The sequence below is a fragment of the Streptomyces sp. NPDC001941 genome, from assembly GCF_040296945.1.
GTDB lineage: Bacteria > Actinomycetota > Actinomycetes > Streptomycetales > Streptomycetaceae > Streptomyces.
This window is the reverse complement of record NZ_JBEOYE010000119.1, coordinates 1-24,114: the sequence shown is the minus strand read 5'-3', so window position 1 is coordinate 24,114 and position 24,114 is coordinate 1. Positions and strand designations below refer to the sequence as shown.

Sequence of the window (24,114 nt, the reverse complement as noted above, 5' to 3'; positions counted from 1 at the left end):
CTCGAGGCTGCGGGACGCGGTGCGCCGCGTGGTGGGGGGCCGCTGATGCGCGCGGACCGGGCCGCGGCGCGACCGTACGGCCGCGAGGGCCGGTACGACCGCCGGGCGCGGCTACTTCATGGCCGCCGGGGGCATCAGGACCGAGTCGACGATGTAGACCGTCGCGTTGGCGGTGGGGACGTTGCCGCAGACGACGTTCGCGCCGGTGCCGACCTTGTACGAGGTGCCGGAGCCGCTCGTCATGAGCTTGGCGCCCTCCAGGGTGGTGAAGTCGCCCTTGGCGAGCTGCTGGGGGGTGACCTTCTGGCCCACCACGTGGTACTCGAGCACCTTGGTGAGCTGGGCCTTGTCGGCGAGCACCTTGTCCAGGTCGGCCTTGGGGATCTTGGCGAAGGCGTCGTTGGTGGGCGCGAAGACGGTGATGTCCTTGGCGTTGTTCAGGGTGTCGGCCAGTCCGGCCTTCTGCACGGCGGTGACCAGGGTGGACAGCGCCGGGTTGTGCGAGGCGGCGGTGGCGACCGGGTCCTTGGCCATGCCGTCGAAGGAGCCGGCCCCGTCCTTGGGCACGGAGGCACAGGCGGGCCCGAAGGGCTGGTCCGTGCCGTCGGCGGCGTGGGCGGCGGGCCCGGTGAGGGCGAGCGCCAGGGCGAGGGCCGCCGGGGCGGAGACGACGAGACCGGCACGGCGGGTGAGCTTGCGGTTCATGGGGTGTCCTCGGGTTGTGGGGTGACGCCTCGGACGGATCGGGGTCGGGGGCGTGCGGCGGGGTGGCCGGCGGCTCGGCGGCCGGGGTGCCTCTCCCGCCACACCAGTCATTCGGAGCCCGGGGCGATCCGGATGTGGCTTTCGCGAAAAAAGTCGGATTTTCCGCCCGGTCCCCGTCCGGGCACGCACCCGCCCGGCCCTCCCCGGGCGGCGCAGGCCCCGCCCGCGTCCGTAGGCTCGGCCCCATGAGCAGCGCCGCGCCCCCGTCCCTGACCACCGGGGCCGTCGCACGGCGCCTCGGCGTCTCGCCGACGACGCTGCGCTCCTGGGAGCGGCGGTACGGGATCGGCCCGGCGGAGCGCCCCGAGGGCCGCCACCGGCGCTGGACGCCCCGGGACGTGGCCCTCCTGGACGAGATGTGCCGCCTGACGTCCCTGGGCGTGCCCCCGGCCGAGGCCGCCCGGGCCGCCCTGTCGGCGGCCCCCGGGACCCCCATCGCTCCTCCCCCGGCGCCCCCGTCGCCCCCGGCTCCGCCCGCGCAGCCCGGCGGCCGGGGCGCGCTGCCGGTCGGCAGCGTGCGCCAGGAGTGCCGGGGCCTCGCCCGGGCGGCGGTGCGCCTGGACTCGCCCGCGATGGAGCGGCTCCTGGCGGACTGCCTGGACGCGCACGGCCTGCTGGCCGCGTGGGACGAGGTCATCATGCCGACGCTGCACGCGGTGGGCCGCAAGTGGGCGACGGAGGGCGAGCGTTACGTGGAGGTGGAGCACCTGCTCTCCTGGCACGTCACGTCCGCGCTGCGGCGCCACAGCGACGCGGCCCCGGACGCCCCGCACACCGCGCCGGCGCTGCTGTGCGGCGTACCGGGCGAGCAACACGTCCTGGCACTGGAGGCGTTGGCGGCCGGACTGAGCGAACGGGGTCTTCCGGTACGCATGTTCGGCGCGGCTCTGCCCGCCCCGGCCCTGGGGGAGGCGGTACGGCGCCTGGGCCCGGGCGCGGTGGTGCTCTGGTGCCAGCTGCGCTCGACCGCCGACCACGCGCTGGCCCACGACGTGGCCCGGCTGCGCTGGGGCGGCCGCGGCGCCCGCCGCCGCCCGGCGGTCCTGCTGGCCGGGCCGGGCTGGTCGGGCTCGGCGCCGCCGCCGGGCTGCGTACGCCTGACGAACCTGGCGGCGGCCCTGGACACGATCGCGGGGCTGCTGGCGGGACGGGACCTGCCGGAAGCGGGGACGCCGGGGGCCGATCGCGCGTAGGACCTGTCCGGTCACTCCCGATTCGGGCCCAACGGCCCCGCCCCGCGTGACCAACAGCGCTCCGGCGCGGACGCGCGCGGGAGTCCAATGGAGTGGTAGGGCCTCACACCCCGGAGGAGACTGGCCATGGTCGAGGAGAAGCGCGGATTCTGCACGCTCTGCAAGTCGCGCTGCGGCGCCGTCTACACCGTCACCGACGGCCGGATCACCGGCGTCCGCCCCGACCCCGGGCATCCCACGGGCGCGGCCATGTGTCCGAAGGGGCGGTCCGCCGCCGAGATCGCGCACAGCACCCGCCGCCTCACCTCCCCGCTGCGCCGCACCAACCCCAAGGACGACCCCGACCCCGGCTGGGAACCGGTCTCCTGGGACGAGGCCCTCGACGAGATCGCGGCGCGGCTGTCCCGGATCGCCGCCGAGTCCGGCCCCGAGACCGTCGCCTTCGGGGTGGCCACGCCGAGCGGGACGATGGTGTCGGACGCGACCGAGTGGATCGAGCGGTTCGTACGCCGCTTCGGCAGCCCCAACACCGTCTACAGCGCCGAGATCTGCAACTGGCACAAGGACTCCGCGCACGCCTTCACCTTCGGCGGCCCGCTGCCGCCCCCGGACTACGAGAACACCGCCCTGGCCGTGCTGTGGGGCTTCAACCCGGCCAAGACCTGGCTCGCCCAGTCCGCCGCGCTGTCCGCCGCCCGGGCGCGCGGGGCGCGGCTCGCCGTGGTCGACCCGCGCCGCTCCACCAGCGCCCTGGGCGCCGACCACTGGCTGCGCGTCCGGCCGGGCACGGACGCCGCGCTCGCCCTCGGCCTCGCCCACCTCCTCATCGAGGGCGGCGGGTACGACGAGCGGTTCGTGCGCTCCTGGACCAACGGCCCCCTCCTCGTCCGCCGGGACGACGGACGCTTCCTGCGCGGCGGCGAACTGACGGGGACCGGCGGCGGGGACCCGGCCGGGACCGACGGCGACACCGCGTTCGTCGCCTGGGACACGGCCGGCGGCTGCCCCGTCGCGTACGACACCTCCCGGCCCGCACCTTCCCCCGAACACCTGGCGCTGCGCGGCGAGTTCACCGTCACGCTGCACGACGGCACGCGCGTCGCGTGCGCCCCCGCCTTCGAGTCATACGCGCGAGCCTGTGCGCTGTGGCCGGTCGAACGGGTCGCCGCCGCCACCTGGATCCCCGAGGACGAGATCCGCGCCCTGGCCACGGAGATCGCCGCCGCGGACTCCGTCACGTACTACGGCTGGACCGGTGTCGGGCAGAGCGCCAACGCCTCCCAGACCGAGCGCGCCCTGGCCACCCTCTACGCGCTCACCGGCTCCTTCGACACCCGGGGCGGCAACCGGGTCGCCGCCCCGCCGCCCTACCGCCGCGCCTCCGGGTCCCTCGCCCCCGGGCAGGCCGCCAAGGCGCTGGGCCTGGACAAGCACCCGCTCGGGCCGCCCGCCTCCGGGTACGTCAACGCGGGCGACCTGTGCCGCGCCATCGAGGACGAACAGCCCTACCGGGTACGCGCCCTGGTCGGATTCGGCTCCAACCTCGTGGTGGCGCAGCCCGGTTCGGACCGCACCGCCCGGGCGCTGCGCGCCCTGGACTTCCAGGTCCACCTGGACCTCTTCGCCAACCCCACCTGCGACAGCGCCGACTTCGTGCTCCCGGTGAACAGCGCGTACGAGCACGAGGCGCTGCGCTTCGGCTTCGAGATCGGCCATCGCGCCCAGGAGCAGGTGCAGTTGAGGCAGCGGATCGTCGAGCCGGTGCCCGGCACCCGCTCCGACACCGAGGTCGTCTTCGCCCTCGCCGAGCGCCTCGGCATGGGCGAGGACTTCTTCGGCGGCGACGTCGAGGCCGCCTGGAACTGGCAGCTGGAACCGCTGGGCCTGACGGTCGATCGGCTTCGGGCCGCGCCGGGAGGCGTACGGGTGCCGCTCCCCGAGGGCGAGCGGCGGTACGCGTCCGAGGACGGCGCGGGCCGCGTCACCGGGTTCGCCACGCCCACGCGGCGCGTGGAGCTGTACTCCCAGCGCCTCCTCGACCACGGCTACCCGGCGGTTCCGGAGCACCGGGAGCCCGCCGCGACCGACGAGGCGTTCCCCCTGGTGCTGACCTGCGCCAAGCACGGGTACTTCCTGCACAGCCAGCAGCGCGCCGTCTCCTCGCTGCGCCGCCGGGCGTCCGACCCGCACCTCGACCTCAGCCCGCGCACCGCCGCCGCGCGCGGCATCCGGGAGGGGCAGTGGGTGGAGCTGACGACCCGGCTCGGCGCGATCCGGCTGCGCGCCCGCTTCGACGAGTCGCTGCACCCGGGCGTGGTGGTCGGCGAGTACGGCTGGTGGGAGGCCGCGCCGGACCTGGGCCTGCCGGGCGCCGATCCGCTGGGCGCCGCGGGCAGCAACTACAACCGGCTCGTCGACGACGCGGACAGCGACCCGCTCAGCGGCTCGGTGCCGCTGCGCTCGCAGGCCTGCGAGGTGCGGGCGGTGCCGGACGCGGCGTGGAGCGGGACGCGGACGTTCACGGTGGCCGAGGTCGGCGAGGAGGGCCGGGGCGTACGCACCCTGCGGCTCGCCGACCCCGACGGCGGCCCGCTGCCGGACCACCAGCCCGGGCAGCACCTGATCGTGCGCCCGGTGGCGCCGGCGGAGGCCGACGGCGACCTGGTCCCCGCCGTGGCGCGGGCGTACTCCCTCACCGGCCCGGCCGTCGACCCCGCCCGGGACTGCTACACCCTGGCCGTCCGCCACCAGCCCGGCGGCGCCCTGTCGACCTACGTGCACCGGGAGCTGCGCCCCGGCGACCGGCTCGAGGTCACCGCCCCCGGCGGCGGCTTCCGGGTCCCCGCGGACACCGATCACCCGGTGGTCCTGCTCGCGGGCGGCATCGGGATCACCCCGTTCCTCGGCTACCTGGAGACCCTGGCGGCCGGCGGCGGCACGGTGCCGCGCGTGGTGCTGCACTACGGCGTGGCGAACTCCGCCGACCACCCGTTCCACGCCCGGCTGCGCGCCCTGGAGCGCGAGATCGGCGCCCTGCGCGTGGTCACGCACTACGCGGCACCGGGCCCGGACGACGTGCCCGGCCGCGACTACGACCGCGAGGGCTACGTCTCCGCCTCCGACATCGACGCCGGGCTGATCGAGGACCGCGCGCGCTTCTACCTGTGCGGCCCCGGCCCGATGCTGGACGCCCTCACCGAGGGGCTGCGGGCGCGCGGCGTGCCGCGCTTCGAGGTGTTCAGCGAACGGTTCCGGGCGGCCACGCGCGCGGTGGAGGTGCCGGACGACGCCCGCTTCACGGTGCGCTTCGCCCGGTCGGGCCGCGAGGTCCCCTGGACCAAGGGGTCGGGGACGCTCCTGGAGCTGGGCGAGAAGGCGGGCGTGTCGATGGCGAGCGGCTGCCGGGTGGGCCAGTGCGAGAGCTGTGCGTGCCGGGTGCTGGAGGGTGAGGTCACCCACCTGGTGACGCCGCCGGACGACCTGGCGACGGACACTGCCCTGACGTGCCAGTCGGTGCCGGGGGCGGACGTGGTGCTGGACGCGTAGGGGTCGGTGCCGGGCGTCGTACGATCTCGGGTACCCGTCCCCCTCGCCCCAGGAGCCCCACCGTGCCCGCCCCCGACGCCGAGAACCCCGGACCCGACGCCCCCGGCCGGCGTCCGGCCGCACGGCCCGAGCACCGGGACGGCGGCCGGTGACGGAGGAGGAGTTCACCGCCTGGTACGGGCAGTCGGTGCGTCGTCTGACGGGCCAGCTGTTCGTGATGACCGGCGACTTCCACGAGGCGCAGGACGTGGTGCAGGAGGCGTTCGTACGGGCGTGGGGCGCGCGGCGCAAGCTCGACGGGGAGCTGGGTCCCGACGCGTGGATCCGTACGGTGGCGTGGCGCCTGGCGGTCAGCCGCTGGCGGCGGGTGCTCGGCGGGCACCGCGCGTGGCGGCGGCGCTCGGACCCGGTGGCCGTGGAGGGCCCCGACCCGTACCTGGTGGACCTGGGGGCGGCCCTGCGGCGACTGCCGCCGCGCCAGCGGCAGTGCGCGGCGCTGTTCTACGTGTGCGACGTGCCGGTGGGGGCGATCGCGGCCGAGACCGGGCTGTCCGAGGGAACGGTGAAGACGCACCTGTCGCGTGCCCGGGCGCTCCTCGCGCGCCATCTGGACGACCCCGAGCGCAGTTCCAGGGAGGACCGCCATGTCTGAGCCGGACGACCGGGTACGGGACGCGCTGCGCCGGGCCGCCGACCGGGCCGGGGCCGGGGCGCCGCCGCTGAGCGGCCCCGCGGTGGTGGCGCGGGGCAGGCGGCGCGTGAGGCGGCGGGCGGCGGTGGCCGCGGGGGCGGGCGCGGTGTGCGCGGTGGCGGCGGTCGTGCTGCTGCTGACGGGCCGGCCGGGCGCGCCGGAGCCGGTGGTCCCGGCGTCGGTGCCGAGCCCGGTGGCGACGCCCTCGCCGACGGGGACGGAGGGCCCGCGCGAGGCGCCGACACCGACGCCGACGGGCGCGGGCACGCTCCTGCCGGAGCGTTCACCGGTGCCGCCCCCCGCCGGGGTGCCTTCGACGAGCGTGCCGCCTCCCCCTGAGTGATCCACGTCTCATCCGCGCGGGCGTGTCAACCCGGCCTCCCCGGGGGCGCGTAGGGCCAGTGACCAGCTGACCTCCGAGGGAGCCGACGTTGCCCCAGACACTGACCGCCCGCGCGGCCGACGGCAGGCCCGCCGCCGCGCCGCCGTACGCCGAACCATCCCGCCCGGACCGCCGTACCGTCCGGTCGCGTGCGCGCCACGACGGCCCGCGTGCCGCGCTGGGCGTGGTCGCCGCCGTGCAGGGCGTGAGCGCGGCCGTGCACCTGACGGTGCTCGCGCTGATGACGGCCGCCAGCGGTACGACGCTGGGGCAGCGGCTGGTGGCCTGGGACGGTCAGCTGTACCTGTCGATCGCGGCCGACGGCTATCCGGACTCCTTCCACCACACGCCCGACGGGGCGCTGACGGGCAACAACCTGGCGTTCTTCCCGCTGTATCCGCTGCTGGTCCGGGCGTTGCACGCGGTGACCCCGCTGAGTACGGACCTGGCGGGCCTGGTGACGGCCCAGCTGGCATTGTCCGCCGCGTTGTACGCGCTGTACGTGCTGCTCGGTTCGCTGTACGGGCGGCGTACCGCGCTGTGCGCGGTGGTGCTGGTGGCGGGCGTGCAGCCGATGGCGCTGTGCTTCTTCATGGCGTACAGCGAGGCCCTGTTCCTGGCACTGGCGGCGTGGACGCTGCTGGCGCTGCGCCGGGGGGCGTGGCTGTCGGCGGGCGTGCTGGCGCTGTGCGCGGGGCTGACGCGGCCGGCGGCGGTCGCGGTGGTGGCGGCGGTGGCGTGCGCGGCGGGGCAGCGGCTGTGGCGCGCACGGCGGTGGGAGGCGCGTCCGGTGGCGGCGGTGCTGCTGGGCTGCCTGGGGACTCCGGCGTACCTGCTGTGGGTGGGGCTGCGACTGGGGCGGCCCGACGCGTGGTTCGTGATCCAGGAGGCGGGGTGGGGCACGCACTGGGACAGTGGCGCGGCGTTCCTGCGCTTCCTGCTGGACGCCTTCGCGCACCAGGACGGGTGGGTGCCGGTCAGTTCGGCGGTGCTGCTGTGCGCCGTGATCGTGGCGACGGGGCTCGCGTGGCGGCGCGGGGAGTGGCCGCCGCTGCTGGTGTACGGGACGGCGCTGGTCGTGCTGACGGTGGCGCAGAGCAACTTCTACCACTCGAAGTTGCGGCTGCTGATACCGGCGGTGGTGTTCCTGCTCCCGCCGGCCCGGGCGCTGGCGCGGGCGCGCCCGGTGACGGCAGGGACGGTGCTGGCGGCGGGCACGCTGTTCGGGAGCTGGTACGGGGCGCACATGCTGACGGTGTGGCCGTACGCGATCTGAGGCGCCCTAGGGCCGCCCGGTGTCCGCGAGGGCGTCCCGCTGCAGCCGCCTGGCCAGTGTCCGCCGCACGGACGGCGATCCGGGCGCGGGCTCCTGCCGCCCGGACGGGACGTCGAGCGCGCGGCTGATCCGGTCGTACGCGGTGCGGTACTCCCCCGGCAGTTCACCGTGGTGGGTCCGCAGGTCCTCCTCCACCAGGCGGCGCAGCTCGTCGACGCCCCGCGGGGTGAACCGCTCGCGCCCCCGGGCGAGCGCGTGGACGTACGGTGCACAGCGCGCGGCGCCCCCGGGGACCGTCTCGGCGATCTCCTCCGCGAGGCCCCACAGCCGCCCCTCCAGCCAGGGCGCGTCGCCCTGGTCGAGGGTGAAGTCCGGTGCGGGGCCGGGCCCGGCGTCCCGGTGCCTGGCCATCTGCTTGGAGACGGCGGGCTGGCTCATCCCGGTGAGCCGTGCGATGCGGTCCTGGGTCCAGCCCTGTGCCGCGAGCAGCTGGATGACCTCGGCGCGCTCGGCGCGCGCCTGTTCGCCCGCGCGGATGACCTCGTTCAGCTCGTCCAGCATCCGTCCGGCCTGCTCCTCGGTCAGCGCGCCGGGCCGGTCCGTGCCGTTCTTGTCCTCACCTGTCACGCCTCGGTTATACACGCCTTCGCCATGCCGGTCATAACCGGGTTGTATAACCCGGTTATTCCTGCCATCATCCCGCCATGCCCACCTACCGCTTCCCCGCCCCCGACGGCACCCCGCTCGCCCACCACGTCCACGGCGACGCCGACGACCGCGCCCCGCTGCTCTGCCTGCCGGGCGGCCCCGCCGACTCCCGCTACCTCGGCGACCTGGGCGGCCTGTCCGCGCACCGCCGACTCGTCGTCCCCGACCTGCGCGGCACCGGCCGCTCCGGCGTCCCGGAGGACCCCGCCACGTACCGCTGCGACCGGCTCGTCGACGACCTGGAGGCCCTGCGCGTCCACCTCGGGCTCGACCGGTTCGACCTGCTCGCGCACTCGGCCGGGGCGAACATCGCCACCCAGTACGCGGCGCGCCACCCGCACCGCGTCGAGCGGCTGGTGCTCGTGGGCCCCGGCACCCGTGCGGTGGGCATCGAGGCCACCCCGGCCGTGCGGCGCGAACGGGCGCTGCTGCGGGCCGGGGAGCCGTGGTTCCCGCAGGCGTTCGCCGCACTCGGGGCGATCGCGGAGGGGCGGGGCGCCGACTGGGAGGCCGTGGCGCCGTTCACGTACGGCCGCTGGGACGCGCGGGCCCGTGAGCACTACGCGGCGGGCCGCCCGGACAACCCCCGGGCGGTCGCCGGCTTCGGGGCCGAGGGCGCCTTCGACCCGCCCGCCACGCGCGCCGCGCTCGCGTCCTTCGGGGCGCCGGTGCTGCTGCTCACCGGGGAGTACGACCTGAACAGCCCGCCGGAGCCGACCGCGGAGTGCGCGGCGCTGCTGCCCCGCGCCACGCTGCACGTCCAGCCGGGGGCCGGGCACTACCCCTGGCTGGACGACCCGCGCGCGTTCGTCACGGCGGTGGCGGACTTCGTCGGCTGAGCACGGGCCGCCCGCGCACGTGCTCCCCCGCTCCCCGCTACTCGCTACTCGCTACTCGCTACTCGCGCTCCAACGCCGTACAGACGCACACCTTGTTGCCCTCCGGGTCCGCGAGCACCGTGAACGACGGCGCCCCGGAGTCGTCGACCAGGGTGCCCCCGGCCGCCAGCGCGGCGGCGATGCGCGCGTCGGCCGCCTCCGGCGCAAGCCACAGGTCGAAGTGCCAGCGCTGGCGCGGCGCGCGGTGCGGGTCGGTGGGCTGGAACCAGACGCTGGGCACCCGGTTCGTGGGGTCGAAGACGGAGTCGAACACCACGTTGTCCGGGGATCCGGTCAGCAGGGCCGACCAGAACGGCGCGACCGCCTTGAAGTCCACCGTGTCCAGCGCCAGTTCCAGCTGGGCCACCGCCGACGGCTCGGCGACCAGCCCGCGCCCGGCCGCCAGCGCGCTGACCGTGCGGGCCAGTTCGAGCTCACGCGCGGTGATCCAGCGCCCGCCGTCGGCCTCCCGGGAGCACAGGGTCACGTCGACGACGCCCGCGCCCAGCCGGAACTCGGCCCCCTCGCCGCCCGCTTCCGCCACGGCCGCCGCGAAGGCGGCACCGGCGGCCAGGCCGTCCGCGCGGAAGCGGGCCCACAGGCCCTGTCCCAGCTTCCGCCAGTCGCCCAGGTCCCCGGCGATCGCCGCCAGGACCTCGGGTGTCCCGACCTTCCCCGACTGCCCCTGCTCGTCCATGCGTCCCCGCTCCTCGCCGTCGTACCGGTTCGTCACTCCATGCTGTCAGCCACCACTGACAGACACGCCGGGGTACGGCCGCGGGGGTGCCGTGAAGCACACGGCACGGCGCCCGTCAGCCGCCCCGGGTGGCTCGGGCGCGGGGCGGCCACGGCACGAACCCGCTGGTGCGCCGCTGGTACTCGGCGAAGCCGGGCCGGTCGGCCATGTGCGCCTCCAGGAGCCGCTTGCCGCTGCCCCGGGTGACCAGGAACGACACCAGGAGCGGGGAGACGACGGTGAGCAGCGCGGTCTCCCAGCGGGCGCAGGCGAGCAGGAACAGCCCCCACCACAGCAGGAACTCGCCGAAGTAGTTGGGGTGCCGGGTCCAGCTCCACAGGCCCCGGTCCATGATCTTGCCCTTGTTGGCCGGGTCGGCCTTGAAGCGGGCCAGCTGGTGGTCTCCGACGGCCTCGCACGCGGTGCCCGCCGCCCAGAGGACGGCGCCGGCGTACGCGAGCGGGCCGAGCGGCACGTCCAGGTAGCAGGCGGCCTGGACGGGCAGCGAGATGACCCAGGCCAGGGCGCCCTGCAGGAGGTACACCTTGCGCAGGGCGTACAGGGCGCGGCTGCCCGGGGCGCGCGACAGCATCCGCTCGTAGCGCGGGTCCTCGTCGTGGCCGCGCCCGCGCCGGGCGATGTGCGCGGCGAGCCGCACGCCCCACACGGTGGTCAGGGCGGCGGCGAGCAGCCGTCGGCCGTCGTCGCCGTGGCTCGCGGACAGCCCGTAGGACGTCCAGGCCACGGCCGTGAAGGCGAGCCCCCAAGTGATGTCGACGTACCGGTGGCGTCCGCGTGCCACGCCGACGGCGAAGGTGGCGAGCATCGCGGCGTACGACGCGCCCGCCGAGGCCAGTGCTCCGGTGCCGAAGGCCGCCCAGTCGAAGCCGCCGCTCATCGCCCGGCCGCCTCCCCCGTCGCGTACCACCCCGCGGGTGTCGCGGGCATCCGCGCGTCGCCGCCCTTGTCGGTGCGGACGGCGAGGATCTGGTCCACGCCCATGCGGCGCTCGGCGAACGCCAGGGCGGAGCCGGCCAGGTACAGGCGCCACACGCGCGCGGTGGGCTCGCCGACCAGGTCGGTGAAGTCCTGCCAGCGGGCTTCCAGGGTGCGTTCCCAGGCGCGGATCGTGGTGACGTAGTGCTCGCGCAGTGCCTCCACGGAGCGCACTTCGAGTCCGCCGTCCTCGATGAGGGAGACCGTCTCGCCGACCGGGCGCATGTGCATGTCGGGGACGATGTACGTCTCGATGAACGCGCCGCCGCCCGGTTCGCTGCTCCCCCGGGACATCTGCTGGACCAGCACGCGCCCGCGCGGGCGCACCAGTTCGTACAGGCGCCTGGCGAAGTGCGGGTAGGCGTCGCGGCCGACGTGTTCGCCCATCTCGATGGCGCTGACGGCGTCGTAGTCGCCGCCGTCGATGTCGCGGTAGTGGCACAGCCGTACGGTCACCCGCTTGTCGAGGCCCTCGTCGCGCACCCGCTCGAGGACGTGGTCGCGCTGCTCGCGGGAGAGGGTGACGGCGGTGACCTCCGCGTCGTACTCGCGTGCGGCGTGCAGGGTGAGGGAGCCCCAGCCGCACCCGATGTCGAGCAGCCGGGCACCGGGGCGCAGGGCGAGCTTGTCGCAGACCAGGCCGGCCTTGGCGCGCTGGGCGTCGGCGAGGGTGAAGCCGGGTCCCTCGGGCTCGGTCCAGTAGGCGCAGGAGTACGCCATCGACTCGTCCAGGAGCAGTTCGTAGAACGCGTTGGACAGGTCGTAGTGGTGGCTGATGGCGGCCCGGTCGCGGGTCTTGCTGTGCAGGGCGCCGGTCATCCGGGCGCGGGGCGCGGCCGGGGTGCGCGGGCGCGGTCCCAGGGCGCCGAGGCGCACCGCGTCGGCGGCGGCTCGGGCCAGGTCGGCGGGGCCGGGGCGGAGCCTGCCGCCCTCGCGGACGGCCGCCCAGGCGCGGCTGAGGCCGTCGCCGAGGTCGCCCTCGACGTCGAGGTCGCCCGCGATGTACGCCTCGGCGAGGCCGAGTTCGCCGCGCTGCCAGGCGAGGCGGCGCAGTGCTCGCGGGGAGCGCAGGACGACGAGCGGGGCGTGCGCGGGTCCGGCCTCGCTGCCGTCCCAGGCCCGCAGACGGACCGGCAGGGGCCCGGGGAACCAGTGGGCGGCGATCCGGGCGAGGCGGTGGGCGGCGGCGGTCATCGGACGGTCTCCCCGGTCGGCTGGAGCAGCAGTTGGCGCACGTCGAGGTAGCCGGAGCGGAACCCGGCCTCGGAGTAGGCGAGGTAGAGCTCCCACATGCGCCGGAAGACGCGGTCGAAGCCGAGGGCGTCGACCTGGGATTCGGCGCGGGTGAAGGCCTCGCGCCACAGACGAAGCGTTTCGGCGTAGTGCGGGCCGAACGCGAAGTCCTCGGTGACGCGCAGTCCGGCGTCGGCCGCGGCGCCGTCGACGGCCTGCCGGGAGGGGATGAGGCCGCCCGGGAAGACGTACTTGCTGATCCAGGTGTGGGTGCGGGCGGTGTTGAGCATCTCCTGGTGGCCCATGGTGATGGCCTGCAGGGCGACGCGTCCGCCGGGGGCGCACAGCCGGGACAGGGCGCGGAAGTAGTCGGGCCAGAACTCGGCGCCGACGGCCTCGATCATCTCGACGCTGACGACGGCGTCGTAGTGGCCCCGCACGTCGCGGTAGTCGCACAGTTCGACGTCCACGCGCGCGTGCTGCCCGGCGCGGGCGACGCGTTCCCGGGCGAGGACGAGCTGTTCCCAGGAGAGGGTCACGGTGGTGACGCGGGCGCCGCGCTCGGCGGCCCGTACGGCGAGTTCGCCCCAGCCGGTGCCGATCTCCAGGACCCGGGTGCCGGGGCCGACGCCCGCCAGGTCGAGGAGCCGGTCGATCTTGCGGTGCTGGGCGTCCGGCAGGTCGGCGGGGGCGGCGGGGAACCGGGGGAAGAGCGCGGACGAGTACGTCATCGACTCGTCCAGGAACAGGGCGAACAGTTCGTTGGACAGGTCGTAGTGGCAGTGGATGTTGTCGCGGGCGCCCTCGCGCGTGTTGCGCTGGGCGGCGGGCCTGCGGCGCACCCAGGCGCCGCGCAGCCGCTTGAGGGGCCCGGGCACGAGGGTGTCGACGTGCGTGGCCAGGACGGTCAGCAGGCCGGCCAGGTCGTCGCTGTCCCACTCGCCCGCCATGTACGACTCGCCGAAGCCGATGAGGCCGTCGGCGCCGATGCGGCGGAAGAACGCGCGCGGACGGCGCACGTGCAGCAGGGGGCCGCTGCCGGTGGCGGGCTCGCCGCCCAGGCGCAGGGTGAGCGGCAGGGCGGTGAGGGCGCGCAGGACGAGGGCGCGGGCGACGGCCACGCGCGCGGTGGAGGACGCGGGGAGCCGGGCGACGTCGGGCCAGCGGGCGGCGTCCACGGCGCGGCCCCCGTCCTGCGGCCCCTGGTCTCCGCCCGGCACCGCGCTCGTACCGGTCCAGGGCGTGGTCGTCGTCATCGCAGTCCCTCTTGCGTCGGATGGGCGGGGCGGGCGTGCACCGGCAGCCCGCGCAGGAAGAGCCGGACCCCGTGCCGGCGGATGTCGGCCGACACCTTTGCGGTCGGCCAGGGGTTGCGTGCGAGGAGGCGCAGGAGGGCCCCCGGGGTGGCCCCGCGGCGCTCTCCGGTGAGTACGGCGGTGAACGGCACGTCACCGTCCAGGCGCAGCCGTACGGTGACGCTGAGCGCGGCTGCCGGTTCGGGCACCCGCATCCGGTAGGCGCCGTCGACGGGGAAGAACGGGGAGACGTAGAAGTCCTTGGCGACGTCCGCGTAGCCGTCGTCGTCGGGCCGCAGCAGGTAGCAGTGGCGCTGCCCGTACGTGTTGTGGACCTCGGCGACCACGCAGACCGGGGCGCCCTCCGCGTCGTGGCACCAGTACAGGGTGATCGGGTTGAACACGTACCCCCACACGCGCGCGCCGGTCAGCATCCGCACACGCCCGCCACCGAGGTCGACGCCCTGGGCGGCGAGGTAGTCGTCCAGGGCGGCGCGGATGGTGGGGGCGTGGCCGCCGAAGTGGTCGCGCGGGTCGAAGCGGGCGGCGGCGCGCAGGGGGCGGGGCAGCCGCGGCGGGTCGTCCGGGTCGATCAGCCACAGGAAGGTGCGGTGCCGGAAGGAGTGGCGGACGCGGCCGGTGCGGGCGTGGCTGACGACGCAGTCGTAGAGGGCCGCGGTGGTGCGCGGCGGGCGGGTGTCCGCGACGAGCCTCACCAGGTCACCCCCAGGGACGCGGCGGCGGCGACGCCGGAGCGGCAGCCGTCCTCGTGGAAGCCCCAGCCGTGGTAGGCCCCGGCGAAGGCGGTGACGGGGGTGTTCAGTTCCGGCAGGCGGCGCTGGGCGGCCACCGACTCCGGGGTGTAGACGGGGTGTTCGTAGACCATCTCGGCGAGGACCTTGGCGGGGTCCACGCGCGCGGTGGCGTTGAGGCTGACGTAGTACCGGGCCGGGGCGGGCAGCCGCTGCAGCCGGCCCATGTCGTAGGTGACGCGCACCCCCTCGTCACCGGCGGCGCAGTCGCTCATCAGGTAGTTCCAGGAGGCGCGGGCGCGGGGCCTGGTGGGCAGCAGCGTGGGGTCGGTGTGCAGCACGGTGGGGTTGCGGGAGTAGCGGAACGCGCCGAGCACCTCGCGCTCGGCGTCACCGGCGTCCGCGAGCAGCCGCAGCGCCTGGTCGGGATGGACGGCGACGACCACGCCCGCGTAGTCGTCGCTCTCCCCGCCCGCGGTGGACACCCGTACCCCGTCGGACAGTCGTCGCACCGCGCTGACCGGACTGTCGGTGCGCACGGCGGTGAGCTGCTTGGCGATCCGTTCGACGTACCGCGCGGACCCCCCGGTGACCGTCTTCCACTGCGGGGATCCGGTGACCGACAGCAGCCCGTGGTGGTCCAGGAAGCGGAAGAGGTACGCGGCCGGGTAGTCCAGGGCCGTCCCCGAGGGGCAGGACCAGACGCAGGAGACCAGCGGCAGGGCGAAGTGGGAGGTGAAGTACGGCGAGAACCCGCCGTCCGCGAGGAAGCGGCCCAGGGTCCGTCCGTCGGCGTCGCCCCGCTCGCGCAGCAGCCGCCTGGCGCCCCGGTGGAAGACGGGTACCTCGGCGAGCATCCGCAGGTAGCGGGGGTCGAGGGAGCGGCGCCCGGCGAACAGTGCGCCGGGCCCGCGCGCGCCCGCGTACTGCAGCCCGCAGCCGTCGCACCGTACGGACATGCTCATCTCCGCGTCCTGCACGGTGACGTCCAGTTCGCGGAAGAGGCGGGTCAGCAGCGGGTAGGTGCGGTCGTTGTGGACGATGAACCCGGAGTCCACCCGCGTGAGTGCCGCGTCCGCACCGGACGGTTGCGCACCGGACAGCTCACCGGACAGTTCATGGGTGTGGGCGTGGCCGCCCAGGCGTCCGTCCGCCTCGTACAGGGTCACGTCGCACGACCTCTGCAGGACGTACGCCGCCGTCAGGCCCGCCACACCGCCGCCCACCACGGCGATCCGCCGCCTCTCCGCACTCACGCTCACGCTCCCCTTTCGTGCCGCACGGCCGGACCGGATGCAGCCGTGGCACCAGTGATTCGGAGCCGGGGGCGGAAGGGATGGGTGGTGATCCGGGGGATTTCGCGCGGCGGGGCGGGCGCTGCGACCTGGGCCCTACGGGGGCTGTACGGCGTGAGCCCCATGGCAGTTCCACGGGCGTCAGACCTACGCCGGATCCACGGGCGTCAGACCTACGGTTTCAGCGCGGACCGTGAGACCTACGGCTTCAGCGCGGACAGGAAGTCCAGGAGCGCCGCGTTCACCTCCGCGGGCCGCTCCTGCTGCGTCCAGTGCCCGCAGCCCTCGATCACCACGCTGTCGTGCAGCCGCGGCGCGATCCTGTCCAGCGCGCCGAGCACCAGGTCCACACCGCGCATCGCCTGGACGAGGTCCCGGTCCCCGCCCACGTACAGCGCGGGCACCTCGATGCCGCGGCCCGCGAAGGCGGTCAGCAGTTCGTGGTTGCGCTGGATGTTGCGGTACCAGTTGAGGCCGCCGGTGAAGGCCCGCTCGCCGTGCCCGGCGTACTCGCGCACGAACACCTCCACGTCCCGCTCGCTCAGCCAGCCCGGCAGCCGCCCGGGCTCCGGGTACGGGGCCAGGACCTCCCCGCCCTCCGGCACGATCCACGGGCCGGGCTTCTCGTTCGCCGGGTTGTCGCCGGACGCTCCGACGAGCAGCCGGCGGAACGTGGCCGCCGGGTCGCGGGCGAACTCCGCGTCGGCCCGCCCCTCCTCCTGGAAGACCACCTGGTAGAAGCCGTCCCCGTACGCCTGGCGGCTCATCGGCAGCGAACCGGTGCCCGCGGGCAGCGCGGGCGGCACGCTCAGGCCCGCCACCGCGCGCACCACGTCGGGGCGCATCATCGCCGCCGCCCACGCGACCGGCGCGCCCCAGTCGTGGCCGACGACGACGGCCTGCTCCTCGCCGAGCGCACGGATCAGCCCGATCGCGTCGCCGACCAGGTGCGGCAGGGTGTACGAGTCGACGTCCGGGGGCTGCTCGCTGCGCGCGTACCCCCGCTGGTCGGGGGCGACGACGCGGTACCCGGCGGCCGCGAGCGGGCCGAACTGGTGGCGCCAGGAGTACCAGCACTCCGGGAAGCCGTGCAGCAGCAGGACGAGGGGGCCCTCGCCCTGTTCGGCGACGTGCAGCCGGACCCCGTTGACCTCGACGAACCGGTGGTCGATCTCGTCGGTCATCCGTACTTCCCCTCCCGCGTGGTGCCCTCCGGCCGGGCGGGCGCCCGTCCGGCGTGCCCATCCTTCAACGGACCCGGGCCGCGCGGGAAGCCCGGGCCGCGCCGGGTGCGACGACTTCCGGCCAGGGGCGCGGACGCCGCGGTAGCACTCGGCTAACGCCGGTCGGCGGGCAGCTCCCCGGCGGGCAGCCGTACGGGCAGGAGGTCGGGTCTGCGGGCCGTGCGGCCGTCTCCGGAGGAGCGTCCGCGCAGCCGTCGGCCGAGCCAGGGGCCGAGGAACCCGGCCGCCCAGCGGGCCTCGGTGGCCGCCGCGCGCCAGCCGGTCGGCAGCGGCCCGTCCGGCGGCAGCGGGCGGGTCCAGGAGTCGTCGCTGCCGGGCACCGCCAGGGCGTGGGCGAGTGCCTCGGCGATGATCCGGTGGCCCAGCGGTCCGGCGTGCAGCCGGTCGGGGCTCCACAGCCGGGGGTCGGTGGCGACGGGTTCGCGCGCGGTCTCGGCGACGACCACTCCGTGGCGCCGGGCGGCTTCCCTGATGCGGGAGTTGAGGGCCGCCGCGCGCGGGGCGAGGGGCCGGGCGAGCGGGGTGATCCGGGCCGGGTCGGGGAAGGTGAGCGTGGCCACGCGGGTGCCGTGCGCGGTCAGCTCGGCGAACACGGCGTCCAGGTGGCCGCCCACCTCGTCGGCGTCGAAGGACGGGCGCAGCAGGTCGTTCATCCCGGCGACCACGGTGGCCAGGTCGGGGCGCAGGGCGAGGGCGGGCGCGAGCTGCTCCTCGCGCACGTGGCGGGCGAGCCGGCCCCGTACGGCCAGGTTGGCGTAGCGCACGCCCGGTTCGTGGCGGGCCAGCGTCTCGGCGAGGCGGTCGGCGAAGCCGCGCAGGCCCACCGTGTCGTCGCCGTCGCCGACCCCTTCGGTCTGGCTGTCGCCCAGCGCCACGTACCGCAGGGGCCCGCGCGCGGTGTCGTCCCCGGGCGGGGTCGCGTCAGTGCCCGGCATCGGCGGCCTTCCTCTCGCGCAGTATCCGTGCCGTCCGCTCGCACCACTCGTGGGTGGCACGTTCATGGGTGATGCCGCGCAGGCAGGTGAGGTACGGTCCGATGCGCTCGCCGTGGCGCAGGAAGGCGTCCTCGTCCCGCTCGCCGCGCATGGTGCGCAGCAGGTTCTCCAGGACCTCGACCTTGGCGCGGGCGAACTCCGCGCGCTCGGTGAGCTGTTGGACCAGGTGTCCGGCGTCGACGTGGTCGGCGGCCTGCACCTTCACCAGGAGGTCGTCGCGGATGAAGGAGGGGCGGGCACTGCTCGCGGCGAAGCCGTGCAGCGCGGCGAGCCCGGCCTCGGTGACCTTGAACATCCGCTTGTTGGGGCGGGCTTCCTGGACGACCTCGCGCCCGGCGATCAGGCCGTCCTTCTCCAGCCGCGCCAACTCGGCGTACAACTGCTGGGGTTGGGCGTGCCAGAAGTTCGCCACCCCCAGGTCGAACGCCTTGGCCAGCTGGTAGCCGCTCAGCTCCGCGTCGAGCAGCGCCGCCAGCAGGGCGTGCCGCAGTGCCATGGTGCATCCCCCTCGTCCGTACACTGCCCCGCATCATAGTCATGAACCCGACTATTCCGATACGGGAATACGGGGCACTCCCGCGGCCCCCCGTGGACCCCACAGGCCCCACCGGCCTCGGCCCCTGCCGCCACTCCGGTCCCGGCCCGCTCCCGGCCCCGCCCCCGCCCCGTCCCGCCGGGGCACCGCCCACCCCGTGTTCGCCGCGCCCGTCGGGGTACTGGTCCCCCGTCAGGAACGCGCGGCGGGCGCTTCGTTGCGCCGGACGGGGCGCGCGGGGATCCCTCCCGCATGACCCACCGGGCGCACTGGGTACGGTGCGGGGCGAGGCGCGGGGCCAGCGGGGCCCCGGGGCGGAATTCGGGGTGGGAACGTGTCACGTCAACGGTGGATCACCACGGGGCTCCTGGGCACCGTCCTGGCCCTCGCGGCCACGGGCTGCTCCGGCACGCTGGAGCAGGGCACCGGCGCCGACGGCAAGGGCGCGGCCACCGGGCCGCCCGCCTCCAGCGCGGCGCCCGGCGGCGCCGGCGGCGCGCCGAACGGGGTCAAGGCCCTGCCCGGCATCCCCGCGCCCGCCCAGGCCCGTACCGAACTGGCCGGCCTGAAGGTGGCGCCCGCCGGGTCGATGTCCGGCTACAGCCGCGCCAAGTTCCCCCACTGGGCGTCCCAGGGCGAGAACTGCGACACCCGCGAGACGGTCCTGGACCGCGACGGCAGCGGCGTCGAGCGCGACGGCCAGTGCAAGGCGGTCACCGGCACCTGGGTGAGCCGCTACGACGGCGTGACCGTCACCAAGGCCTCGGGCATGGACATCGACCACACCGTGCCGCTCGCCAACGCCTGGCGCTCCGGCGCCGCCGCGTGGACCACCGAGCAGCGCAAGGCGTTCGCCAACGACCTCACCCACCCGCAGCTGGTGGCCGTCACCGCGAAGACCAACCGCACCAAGGGCGACCAGAGTCCCGACCAGTGGGCACCGCCCTCCAAGGGGTACTGGTGCGCCTACGCCGAGTCGTGGACCTCGGTGAAGTCCACGTACAAGCTCACCGTCACCCAGGCGGAGAAGGACAAGCTGACCGAGATGCTCGGCACCTGCACCGGGTGACCGGGCCGGACCCGCGGAGGCGACCCGCATGACCGGCAAGAACGAGGACCGCAGCCGTACCGGCGAGGTGACGGCGGGGCCCGGTGGCGCGATGACCGACGAGGTCGGCGTCATCACCGGCGACCTCACCCTCACCACCACCCTCGACGACGACGGACTCGCCCGCTTCCGGGTGCAGTACACCGGTGCCGACGAGTGGTACACCCTCAGCGGCGGACCGCGCGAGGCGTCCCCCGACGTCCTGCCCGACCTGCACGAGAAGGCCCTCGACGCGCTGCGCGAAGGCGGTGCGGCCGAGGCCCCGAAGCCCTGACGCGGCGTCCCGCGAGGCCGATGACGCACCGTCAATGCGCTTGAGGTGGAAGGTCGGTGGTGTGACGGGGTGGTAGCACCGGGTACGGGCCCCAGGGACCGACCGACTGGAGGAACAACCCTTGAGCCCGTTCCCGTACCACGAGGACGTGTCCCCCGGGCACGGCTGCCTGCCGCCCCGCGCCTGGTACGCCGCGTCCGACGCCGCCCGGCTCCCCCTCGACGGCACCTGGCGGTTCCGGCTCTCGCCGACCGCCGCGTGCGAGGACGAGTCCTTCGCCCGGCCCGGCCACGACGCCTCCGGCTGGGCGGAGTTGGAGGTGCCCTGCCACTGGGTGCTGAGCGGGCACGGCGCCCCCGCGTACACCGACGTCGCCTACCCGTTCCCGGTCGACCCGCCGCGCACCCCCACCGAGAACCCCACCGGCGACCACCTGCGCCACTTCGACCTGCCCGACGACTGGCCGACGGACGGCGAGGTGCTCCTGCGCTTCGACGGGGTGGAGTCCTGCGCCCGGGTCTGGCTCAACGGCGAGGAACTCGGCGACTTCCAGGGTTCCCGCCTCGCCCACGAGTTCGCCGTCGGGCGCCTGCTGCGGCCGCGCGGCAACGTACTCGCCGTCCGCGTCCACCAGTGGTCGGCCGGCTCCTACCTGGAGGACCAGGACCAGTGGTGGCTGCCCGGCATCTTCCGGAACGTCACCCTGCTGCACCGCCCCGACCGGGCACCCGCCGACTTCTTCGTGCACGCCTCCTACGACCACCGCGACGGCACCGGCACCCTGCGCGTCGAGTGCGACGTCCCGGGCCGCGTGACCGTCCCCGAGCTGGGCGTCGACGCCGCCACCGGACAGTCCGTCACCGTCCCGGTGGAGTCCTGGACCGCCGAGACGCCCCGCCTGTACGACGGCGAACTGAGCACCCCCGGTGAGCGGATACCGCTGCGGATCGGCTTCCGCACCGTCGTCGTGGAGGACGGGCTGCTGAAGGTCAACGGCCGCCGCGTCCTGCTGCGCGGCGTCAACCGCCACGAGTTCCACCCCGCGACGGGCCGCACCGTGGACCTGGAGACCATGCGGCGCGACGTCGTCCTGATGAAGCGTCACAACATCAACGCCGTACGCACCTCCCACTACCCGCCGCACCCGGCCTTCCTCGACCTGTGCGACGCGTACGGCCTGTGGGTCGTGGACGAGTGCGACCTGGAGACCCACGGCTTCGAACCGCTCGGCTGGCGCGGCAACCCCGTCGCCGACCCGCGCTGGACGCCCGCCCTCCTGGACCGCGCCGCCCGCCTCGTCGAACGCGACAAGAACCACCCGTCCGTCATCATGTGGTCCCTCGGCAACGAGAGCGGCACCGGTGGGGGCATCGCCGCCATGGCCCGCTGGATGCGCGAACGCGATCCGTCCCGGCCGCTGCACTACGAGGGCGACCAGACCTGCGAACACACCGACGTCTACTCGCGCATGTACCCCTCGCACGCCGAGGTCGGCCAGATCGGCCGCCACGAGGACGGCGGCCCGGAACGCCGCCGCCAACTCCCGTTGATCCTCTGCGAGTACGCGCACGCCATGGGCAACGGCCCCGGTGGACTCGCCGAGTACCAGAGGCTGTTCGAGACCTACGAACGCTGCCAGGGCGGCTTCGTGTGGGAGTGGATCGACCACGGCCTGGACCACCCGCGCCACGGCTACGCCTACGGCGGTGACTTCGGCGAGGACCCGCACGACGGCAACTTCGTCTGCGACGGGCTGCTCTTCCCCGACCGCACGCCCTCACCGGGCCTGGTCGAGCTGAAGAAGGTGATCGAGCCGGTCCGCGTCACCGGGGACGCCCGGGCGGGCACCGTCCGCCTCACCAACACCCGCGACTTCAGCGACCTTTCGGCGCTCGCCTTCACCTGGACGTACGAACGCGACGGGGAGCCGCTGGCGTCCGGGCCGCTGACCGTGCCGCCACTGGCCCCGGGCGAGTCGGCCGTGGTCAAGCTGCCCCCACGGCCGGTGGAGCACGGCGGGGGCGAGGGCGTGTGGACGGTACGCGCCCAACTCGCGGCCGACACGGCGTGGGCGGCACGCGGACACGAAGTCGCCTGGGGACAACTGGTCGACTCTGTAGGCCACTTGAGGAGCGACGCGGCCGGAAGCGCCGCGCGACCCTCCCGCCCCGACCACCCGGAAGGCGCCCTCACCCTGGGCCCGGGGACCTTCGACGCCGCGACGGGGGCGCTCACCCGGATCGGGAGCCTGCCGGTGACCGGCCCGCGCCTCGACGTGTGGCGGGCGCCGACGGACAACGACATCGGGGCCTCCTGGTACCCGGAGGGCCAGCTCGCCCGCCTGTGGCGGGCGGCCGGACTGCATCGCGTGCTGCACCGTGTCGACGACGTGCGCGTGGAGGAGTACGCGGTGACGGTCCGCACCCGGGTGGCGCCCGCCTCCGGGGACCTGGGCCTGCGCACCGAGTACCACTGGACGGCGGAAGGACCCCGGCTGCGCCTCGAGGTGTCCGTCACCCCGGAGGGCTCCTGGGACCTCCCGCTGCCCCGGCTCGGCGTACGGCTCGGGCTGCCAGGCTCGCTGGGGCGCGCCCGGTGGTACGGCGGCGGGCCCGGCGAGGCCTACCCCGACACCCGTACCGCCGCCCGCCTGGGCCGCTGGTCCCGCACCGTCGAGGCCCTGCACACCCCCTACGTACGACCGCAGGAGAACGGCGCCCGGGCCGACGTCCGCTGGGTCGAGCTGGCCGACTCGGCGCCCTCGTCGGACAGCGGTGGCGCGGTGCTGCGGATCGAGGGGGACCCGTCGTTCTGGTTCACGGCACGGCGCTGGACCACCGAGGAACTGGACGCGGCCGCACACCGTACGGAACTGACGCCCGGCAGCACGCTGTGGGTCCACCTGGACCACGCGCTCCACGGCATCGGCACCATGGCGTGCGGACCCGGGGTGCTACCGGAGCACGAACTCCACCCGGGCCACGCCCGGTTCGCCCTGACGTTCACCTGCCGGTAGGAGTGCCGGGGTCATGCGTACGCCACCCTCAGGTCCACCACGTACCGCTCCTCCACCTGCCCGTCGGGGAACACCTCCAGCAGTTCCCGGCGCTCGCGCTCCATGAAGTCCGCCGTGGAGCGCGCGTCACGGACCAGGAACGCGGAGTGCGTGGCGAGGTTCGCCAGGTGGTCCTCCACGGACAGGGTGCGGGTCCAGGCGACCTGGCGCGCCGTGAAGTCGAGGGCTTCGGTGAGGGCCTTCGGACGGTGCGTACCACCGTGGGCGCCTTCCTCGGCGCCGAGGTGGACGCGCAGCCGTGCGTCCTGAGCCGCGATCCAGTCGACCTCGTGGTCGGAGACGTTCCACCACAGGGCGAGCGCGCCTCCGGTTCGCAGCACCCGCATCGCTTCCGGCACCGAGCGCTTCTGATCGGTCCAGTGCCAGGACTGCGCGTACGTGATCAGGTCTGCCGACCCGTCGGCCAGCGGCAGCGCGTCCCCGTCGCCCCGCACCAACGGAACGCCGGGCAGGGTGCTCCGGAACTGTGCGGCCATGCCGTCCCCCGGCTCCACCGCGAGCACGCGGGCGCCCCGGGCCACGAGCAGCGCTGTGGCGATGCCCGTCCCCGCGCCCACGTCGACCACGACGGCCCCGTCCAGCGACCGGCCCACCAGTTGCTCGACCGCGTCGAACAGTGCCGGGGGGTACGAGGGCCGGTGCCGGGCGTAGGCCGCCGCGGCGGCGTCGAAGGAGCGGGCACGCAGGGCGTTGTCATGGGTCATCGCCCCACTGTGCCAGGTCCGCACCTTCGGGTGGGGGTGGGGACGTCTCCGCCAGGGGGCTGGCACGCGACGTCCCACACCCCACCCCATCGAGTGAACCGCGCTTCCCGTCCCCACGGGTGGTGAGCAGCAACTCGACGATCAACTGCACTGCGACCGGGCGGGGTTGGCCCGGCCCGGGTGGGATCCGGATCCGACGGGGGTCGGAAGGCGGTGGTGTGGGGGGATCCGAGCTCCGCGGAATCGTTCATGCTGCGGCCGTGCGGCACAGCCCGGCCGCCACCGGTTGCTGTCGCCCTACCCCCACAGGCCACCCCCAGGTCCACCCAAGGATTAGCCGTGAAGAACTATCTCGTCGTCACCTCCGCGCTCTGCGGTGCGCTTCTGGCTTCGCCCGTGCCCGCCCAGGCGGCGGGGCCGACCGCCGGTCCC

Annotated in this window: 21 protein-coding genes; 9 read left to right on the top strand and 12 right to left on the bottom strand. The window is 75.1% G+C overall.

All coding sequences use genetic code 11. The features are described from left to right. Window positions 1-111: 111 nt before the first annotated feature. The gene (locus ABT160_RS41625) at window positions 112-705 is read right to left on the bottom strand and encodes a fasciclin domain-containing protein (protein ID WP_351654165.1); all 594 of its coding nucleotides are present in this window, start codon (window positions 703-705) and stop codon (window positions 112-114) included. 245 nt (window positions 706-950) lie between these two features. Here ABT160_RS41625 and ABT160_RS41620 point away from each other — a divergent pair, with 245 nt between their 5' ends. The 5 genes from ABT160_RS41620 (at window position 951) to ABT160_RS41600 (ending at window position 7,853) form a co-directional block, all read left to right on the top strand. After that, window positions 951-1,958: a MerR family transcriptional regulator gene (locus ABT160_RS41620; RefSeq protein ID WP_351654163.1), complete on the top strand. Its 1,008-nt coding sequence runs from the start codon at window positions 951-953 to the stop codon at window positions 1,956-1,958. A 126-nt stretch (window positions 1,959-2,084) separates the two neighbouring features. Beyond that, the gene (locus ABT160_RS41615; RefSeq protein ID WP_351654161.1) at window positions 2,085-5,504 is read left to right on the top strand and encodes a molybdopterin-dependent oxidoreductase; all 3,420 of its coding nucleotides are present in this window, start codon (window positions 2,085-2,087) and stop codon (window positions 5,502-5,504) included. 148 nt (window positions 5,505-5,652) lie between these two features. Further along, entirely contained in the window at window positions 5,653-6,156 is a 504-nt protein-coding gene (locus tag ABT160_RS41610; RefSeq protein WP_351654160.1) for a SigE family RNA polymerase sigma factor, read from the top strand. Beyond that, on the top strand, window positions 6,149-6,538 hold the full coding sequence (locus ABT160_RS41605) for a hypothetical protein (RefSeq protein ID WP_351654158.1): 390 nt from the start codon (window positions 6,149-6,151) through the stop codon (window positions 6,536-6,538). Before ABT160_RS41610 ends, ABT160_RS41605 begins: the two co-directional genes overlap by 8 nt. Window positions 6,539-6,626: 88 nt before the next feature. Next, window positions 6,627-7,853, top strand: coding sequence for a hypothetical protein (locus tag ABT160_RS41600; RefSeq protein ID WP_351654156.1), 1,227 nt, complete (start codon window positions 6,627-6,629; stop codon window positions 7,851-7,853). 6 nt (window positions 7,854-7,859) lie between these two features. Here the strand turns inward: ABT160_RS41600 and ABT160_RS41595 are convergent, their stop codons facing one another. Next, window positions 7,860-8,480, bottom strand: a complete 621-nt coding sequence (locus ABT160_RS41595) for a helix-turn-helix domain-containing protein (protein ID WP_351654155.1) — start codon at window positions 8,478-8,480, stop codon at window positions 7,860-7,862. Between the two features lie 77 nt (window positions 8,481-8,557). On the opposite strand from ABT160_RS41595, the gene ABT160_RS41590 reads away from it, so the two are divergent. Beyond that, window positions 8,558-9,400, top strand: a complete 843-nt coding sequence (locus ABT160_RS41590) for an alpha/beta fold hydrolase (protein ID WP_351654153.1) — start codon at window positions 8,558-8,560, stop codon at window positions 9,398-9,400. A 58-nt stretch (window positions 9,401-9,458) separates the two neighbouring features. Here ABT160_RS41590 and ABT160_RS41585 read toward each other — a convergent pair whose 3' ends face one another. The 9 genes from ABT160_RS41585 to ABT160_RS41545 all read right to left on the bottom strand — a co-directional run bounded on the left by ABT160_RS41585 (window position 9,459) and on the right by ABT160_RS41545 (window position 18,481). Beyond that, complete coding sequence (locus ABT160_RS41585) at window positions 9,459-10,136, bottom strand: VOC family protein (protein ID WP_351654151.1); 678 nt, start codon at window positions 10,134-10,136, stop codon at window positions 9,459-9,461. A gap of 115 nt (window positions 10,137-10,251) precedes the next feature. After that, entirely contained in the window at window positions 10,252-11,073 is an 822-nt protein-coding gene (locus ABT160_RS41580; RefSeq protein WP_351654150.1) for a DUF1295 domain-containing protein, read from the bottom strand. Next, window positions 11,070-12,365 carry a class I SAM-dependent methyltransferase gene (locus ABT160_RS41575; RefSeq protein WP_351654148.1) on the bottom strand — a complete coding sequence of 432 codons (1,296 nt, stop codon included), beginning with the start codon at window positions 12,363-12,365 and terminating at the stop codon, window positions 11,070-11,072. Before ABT160_RS41575 ends, ABT160_RS41580 begins: the two co-directional genes overlap by 4 nt. Next, on the bottom strand, window positions 12,362-13,660 hold the full coding sequence (locus tag ABT160_RS41570; protein ID WP_351654146.1) for a class I SAM-dependent methyltransferase: 1,299 nt from the start codon (window positions 13,658-13,660) through the stop codon (window positions 12,362-12,364). The genes ABT160_RS41575 and ABT160_RS41570 overlap by 4 nt, the downstream gene beginning before the upstream one ends. After that, the gene (locus ABT160_RS41565) at window positions 13,657-14,415 is read right to left on the bottom strand and encodes a DUF1365 domain-containing protein (protein WP_351654144.1); all 759 of its coding nucleotides are present in this window, start codon (window positions 14,413-14,415) and stop codon (window positions 13,657-13,659) included. The genes ABT160_RS41570 and ABT160_RS41565 overlap by 4 nt, the downstream gene beginning before the upstream one ends. After that, window positions 14,412-15,707 carry an NAD(P)/FAD-dependent oxidoreductase gene (locus tag ABT160_RS41560; RefSeq protein ID WP_351654142.1) on the bottom strand — a complete coding sequence of 432 codons (1,296 nt, stop codon included), beginning with the start codon at window positions 15,705-15,707 and terminating at the stop codon, window positions 14,412-14,414. The genes ABT160_RS41565 and ABT160_RS41560 overlap by 4 nt, the downstream gene beginning before the upstream one ends. Window positions 15,708-15,946: 239 nt before the next feature. Beyond that, entirely contained in the window at window positions 15,947-16,930 is a 984-nt protein-coding gene (locus tag ABT160_RS41555) for an alpha/beta fold hydrolase (protein WP_351654140.1), read from the bottom strand. Window positions 16,931-17,082: 152 nt separating this feature from the next. Then, complete coding sequence (locus tag ABT160_RS41550; protein ID WP_351654139.1) at window positions 17,083-17,925, bottom strand: SGNH/GDSL hydrolase family protein; 843 nt, start codon at window positions 17,923-17,925, stop codon at window positions 17,083-17,085. Continuing rightward, window positions 17,912-18,481, bottom strand: coding sequence for a PadR family transcriptional regulator (locus ABT160_RS41545; protein ID WP_351654137.1), 570 nt, complete (start codon window positions 18,479-18,481; stop codon window positions 17,912-17,914). Before ABT160_RS41545 ends, ABT160_RS41550 begins: the two co-directional genes overlap by 14 nt. 373 nt (window positions 18,482-18,854) lie before the next feature. Between ABT160_RS41545 and ABT160_RS41540 the strand changes: the two genes are divergently transcribed. From ABT160_RS41540 to ABT160_RS41530, 3 genes are all read left to right on the top strand, one after another. Beyond that, window positions 18,855-19,589 (top strand): HNH endonuclease family protein, encoded by a 735-nt coding sequence (locus ABT160_RS41540; RefSeq protein ID WP_351654135.1) that lies wholly within the window; start codon window positions 18,855-18,857, stop codon window positions 19,587-19,589. A gap of 28 nt (window positions 19,590-19,617) precedes the next feature. Continuing rightward, the gene (locus tag ABT160_RS41535) at window positions 19,618-19,902 is read left to right on the top strand and encodes a hypothetical protein (protein WP_351654133.1); all 285 of its coding nucleotides are present in this window, start codon (window positions 19,618-19,620) and stop codon (window positions 19,900-19,902) included. 121 nt (window positions 19,903-20,023) lie between these two features. Continuing rightward, on the top strand, window positions 20,024-22,918 hold the full coding sequence (locus tag ABT160_RS41530; RefSeq protein WP_351654131.1) for a glycoside hydrolase family 2 TIM barrel-domain containing protein: 2,895 nt from the start codon (window positions 20,024-20,026) through the stop codon (window positions 22,916-22,918). An 11-nt stretch (window positions 22,919-22,929) separates the two neighbouring features. Here ABT160_RS41530 and ABT160_RS41525 read toward each other — a convergent pair whose 3' ends face one another. Beyond that, window positions 22,930-23,682, bottom strand: coding sequence for a class I SAM-dependent methyltransferase (locus ABT160_RS41525; RefSeq protein WP_351654130.1), 753 nt, complete (start codon window positions 23,680-23,682; stop codon window positions 22,930-22,932). Window positions 23,683-24,114 lie beyond the last annotated feature (432 nt).

Bases quoted from the DNA above. Each gene is read 5' to 3' on its own strand.
- ABT160_RS41625 (WP_351654165.1), bottom strand. From the start codon at position 705: ATGAACCGCAAGCTCACCCGCCGTGCCGGTCTCGTCGTCTCCGCCCCG.
- ABT160_RS41620 (WP_351654163.1), top strand. From the start codon at position 951: ATGAGCAGCGCCGCGCCCCCGTCCCTGACCACCGGGGCCGTCGCACGG.
- ABT160_RS41615 (WP_351654161.1), top strand. From the start codon at position 2,085: ATGGTCGAGGAGAAGCGCGGATTCTGCACGCTCTGCAAGTCGCGCTGC.
- ABT160_RS41605 (WP_351654158.1), top strand. From the start codon at position 6,149: ATGTCTGAGCCGGACGACCGGGTACGGGACGCGCTGCGCCGGGCCGCC.
- ABT160_RS41590 (WP_351654153.1), top strand. From the start codon at position 8,558: ATGCCCACCTACCGCTTCCCCGCCCCCGACGGCACCCCGCTCGCCCAC.
- ABT160_RS41585 (WP_351654151.1), bottom strand. From the start codon at position 10,136: ATGGACGAGCAGGGGCAGTCGGGGAAGGTCGGGACACCCGAGGTCCTG.
- ABT160_RS41580 (WP_351654150.1), bottom strand. From the start codon at position 11,073: ATGAGCGGCGGCTTCGACTGGGCGGCCTTCGGCACCGGAGCACTGGCC.
- ABT160_RS41575 (WP_351654148.1), bottom strand. From the start codon at position 12,365: ATGACCGCCGCCGCCCACCGCCTCGCCCGGATCGCCGCCCACTGGTTC.
- ABT160_RS41570 (WP_351654146.1), bottom strand. From the start codon at position 13,660: ATGACGACGACCACGCCCTGGACCGGTACGAGCGCGGTGCCGGGCGGA.
- ABT160_RS41555 (WP_351654140.1), bottom strand. From the start codon at position 16,930: ATGACCGACGAGATCGACCACCGGTTCGTCGAGGTCAACGGGGTCCGG.
- ABT160_RS41550 (WP_351654139.1), bottom strand. From the start codon at position 17,925: ATGCCGGGCACTGACGCGACCCCGCCCGGGGACGACACCGCGCGCGGG.
- ABT160_RS41545 (WP_351654137.1), bottom strand. From the start codon at position 18,481: ATGGCACTGCGGCACGCCCTGCTGGCGGCGCTGCTCGACGCGGAGCTG.
- ABT160_RS41535 (WP_351654133.1), top strand. From the start codon at position 19,618: ATGACCGGCAAGAACGAGGACCGCAGCCGTACCGGCGAGGTGACGGCG.
- ABT160_RS41525 (WP_351654130.1), bottom strand. From the start codon at position 23,682: ATGACCCATGACAACGCCCTGCGTGCCCGCTCCTTCGACGCCGCCGCG.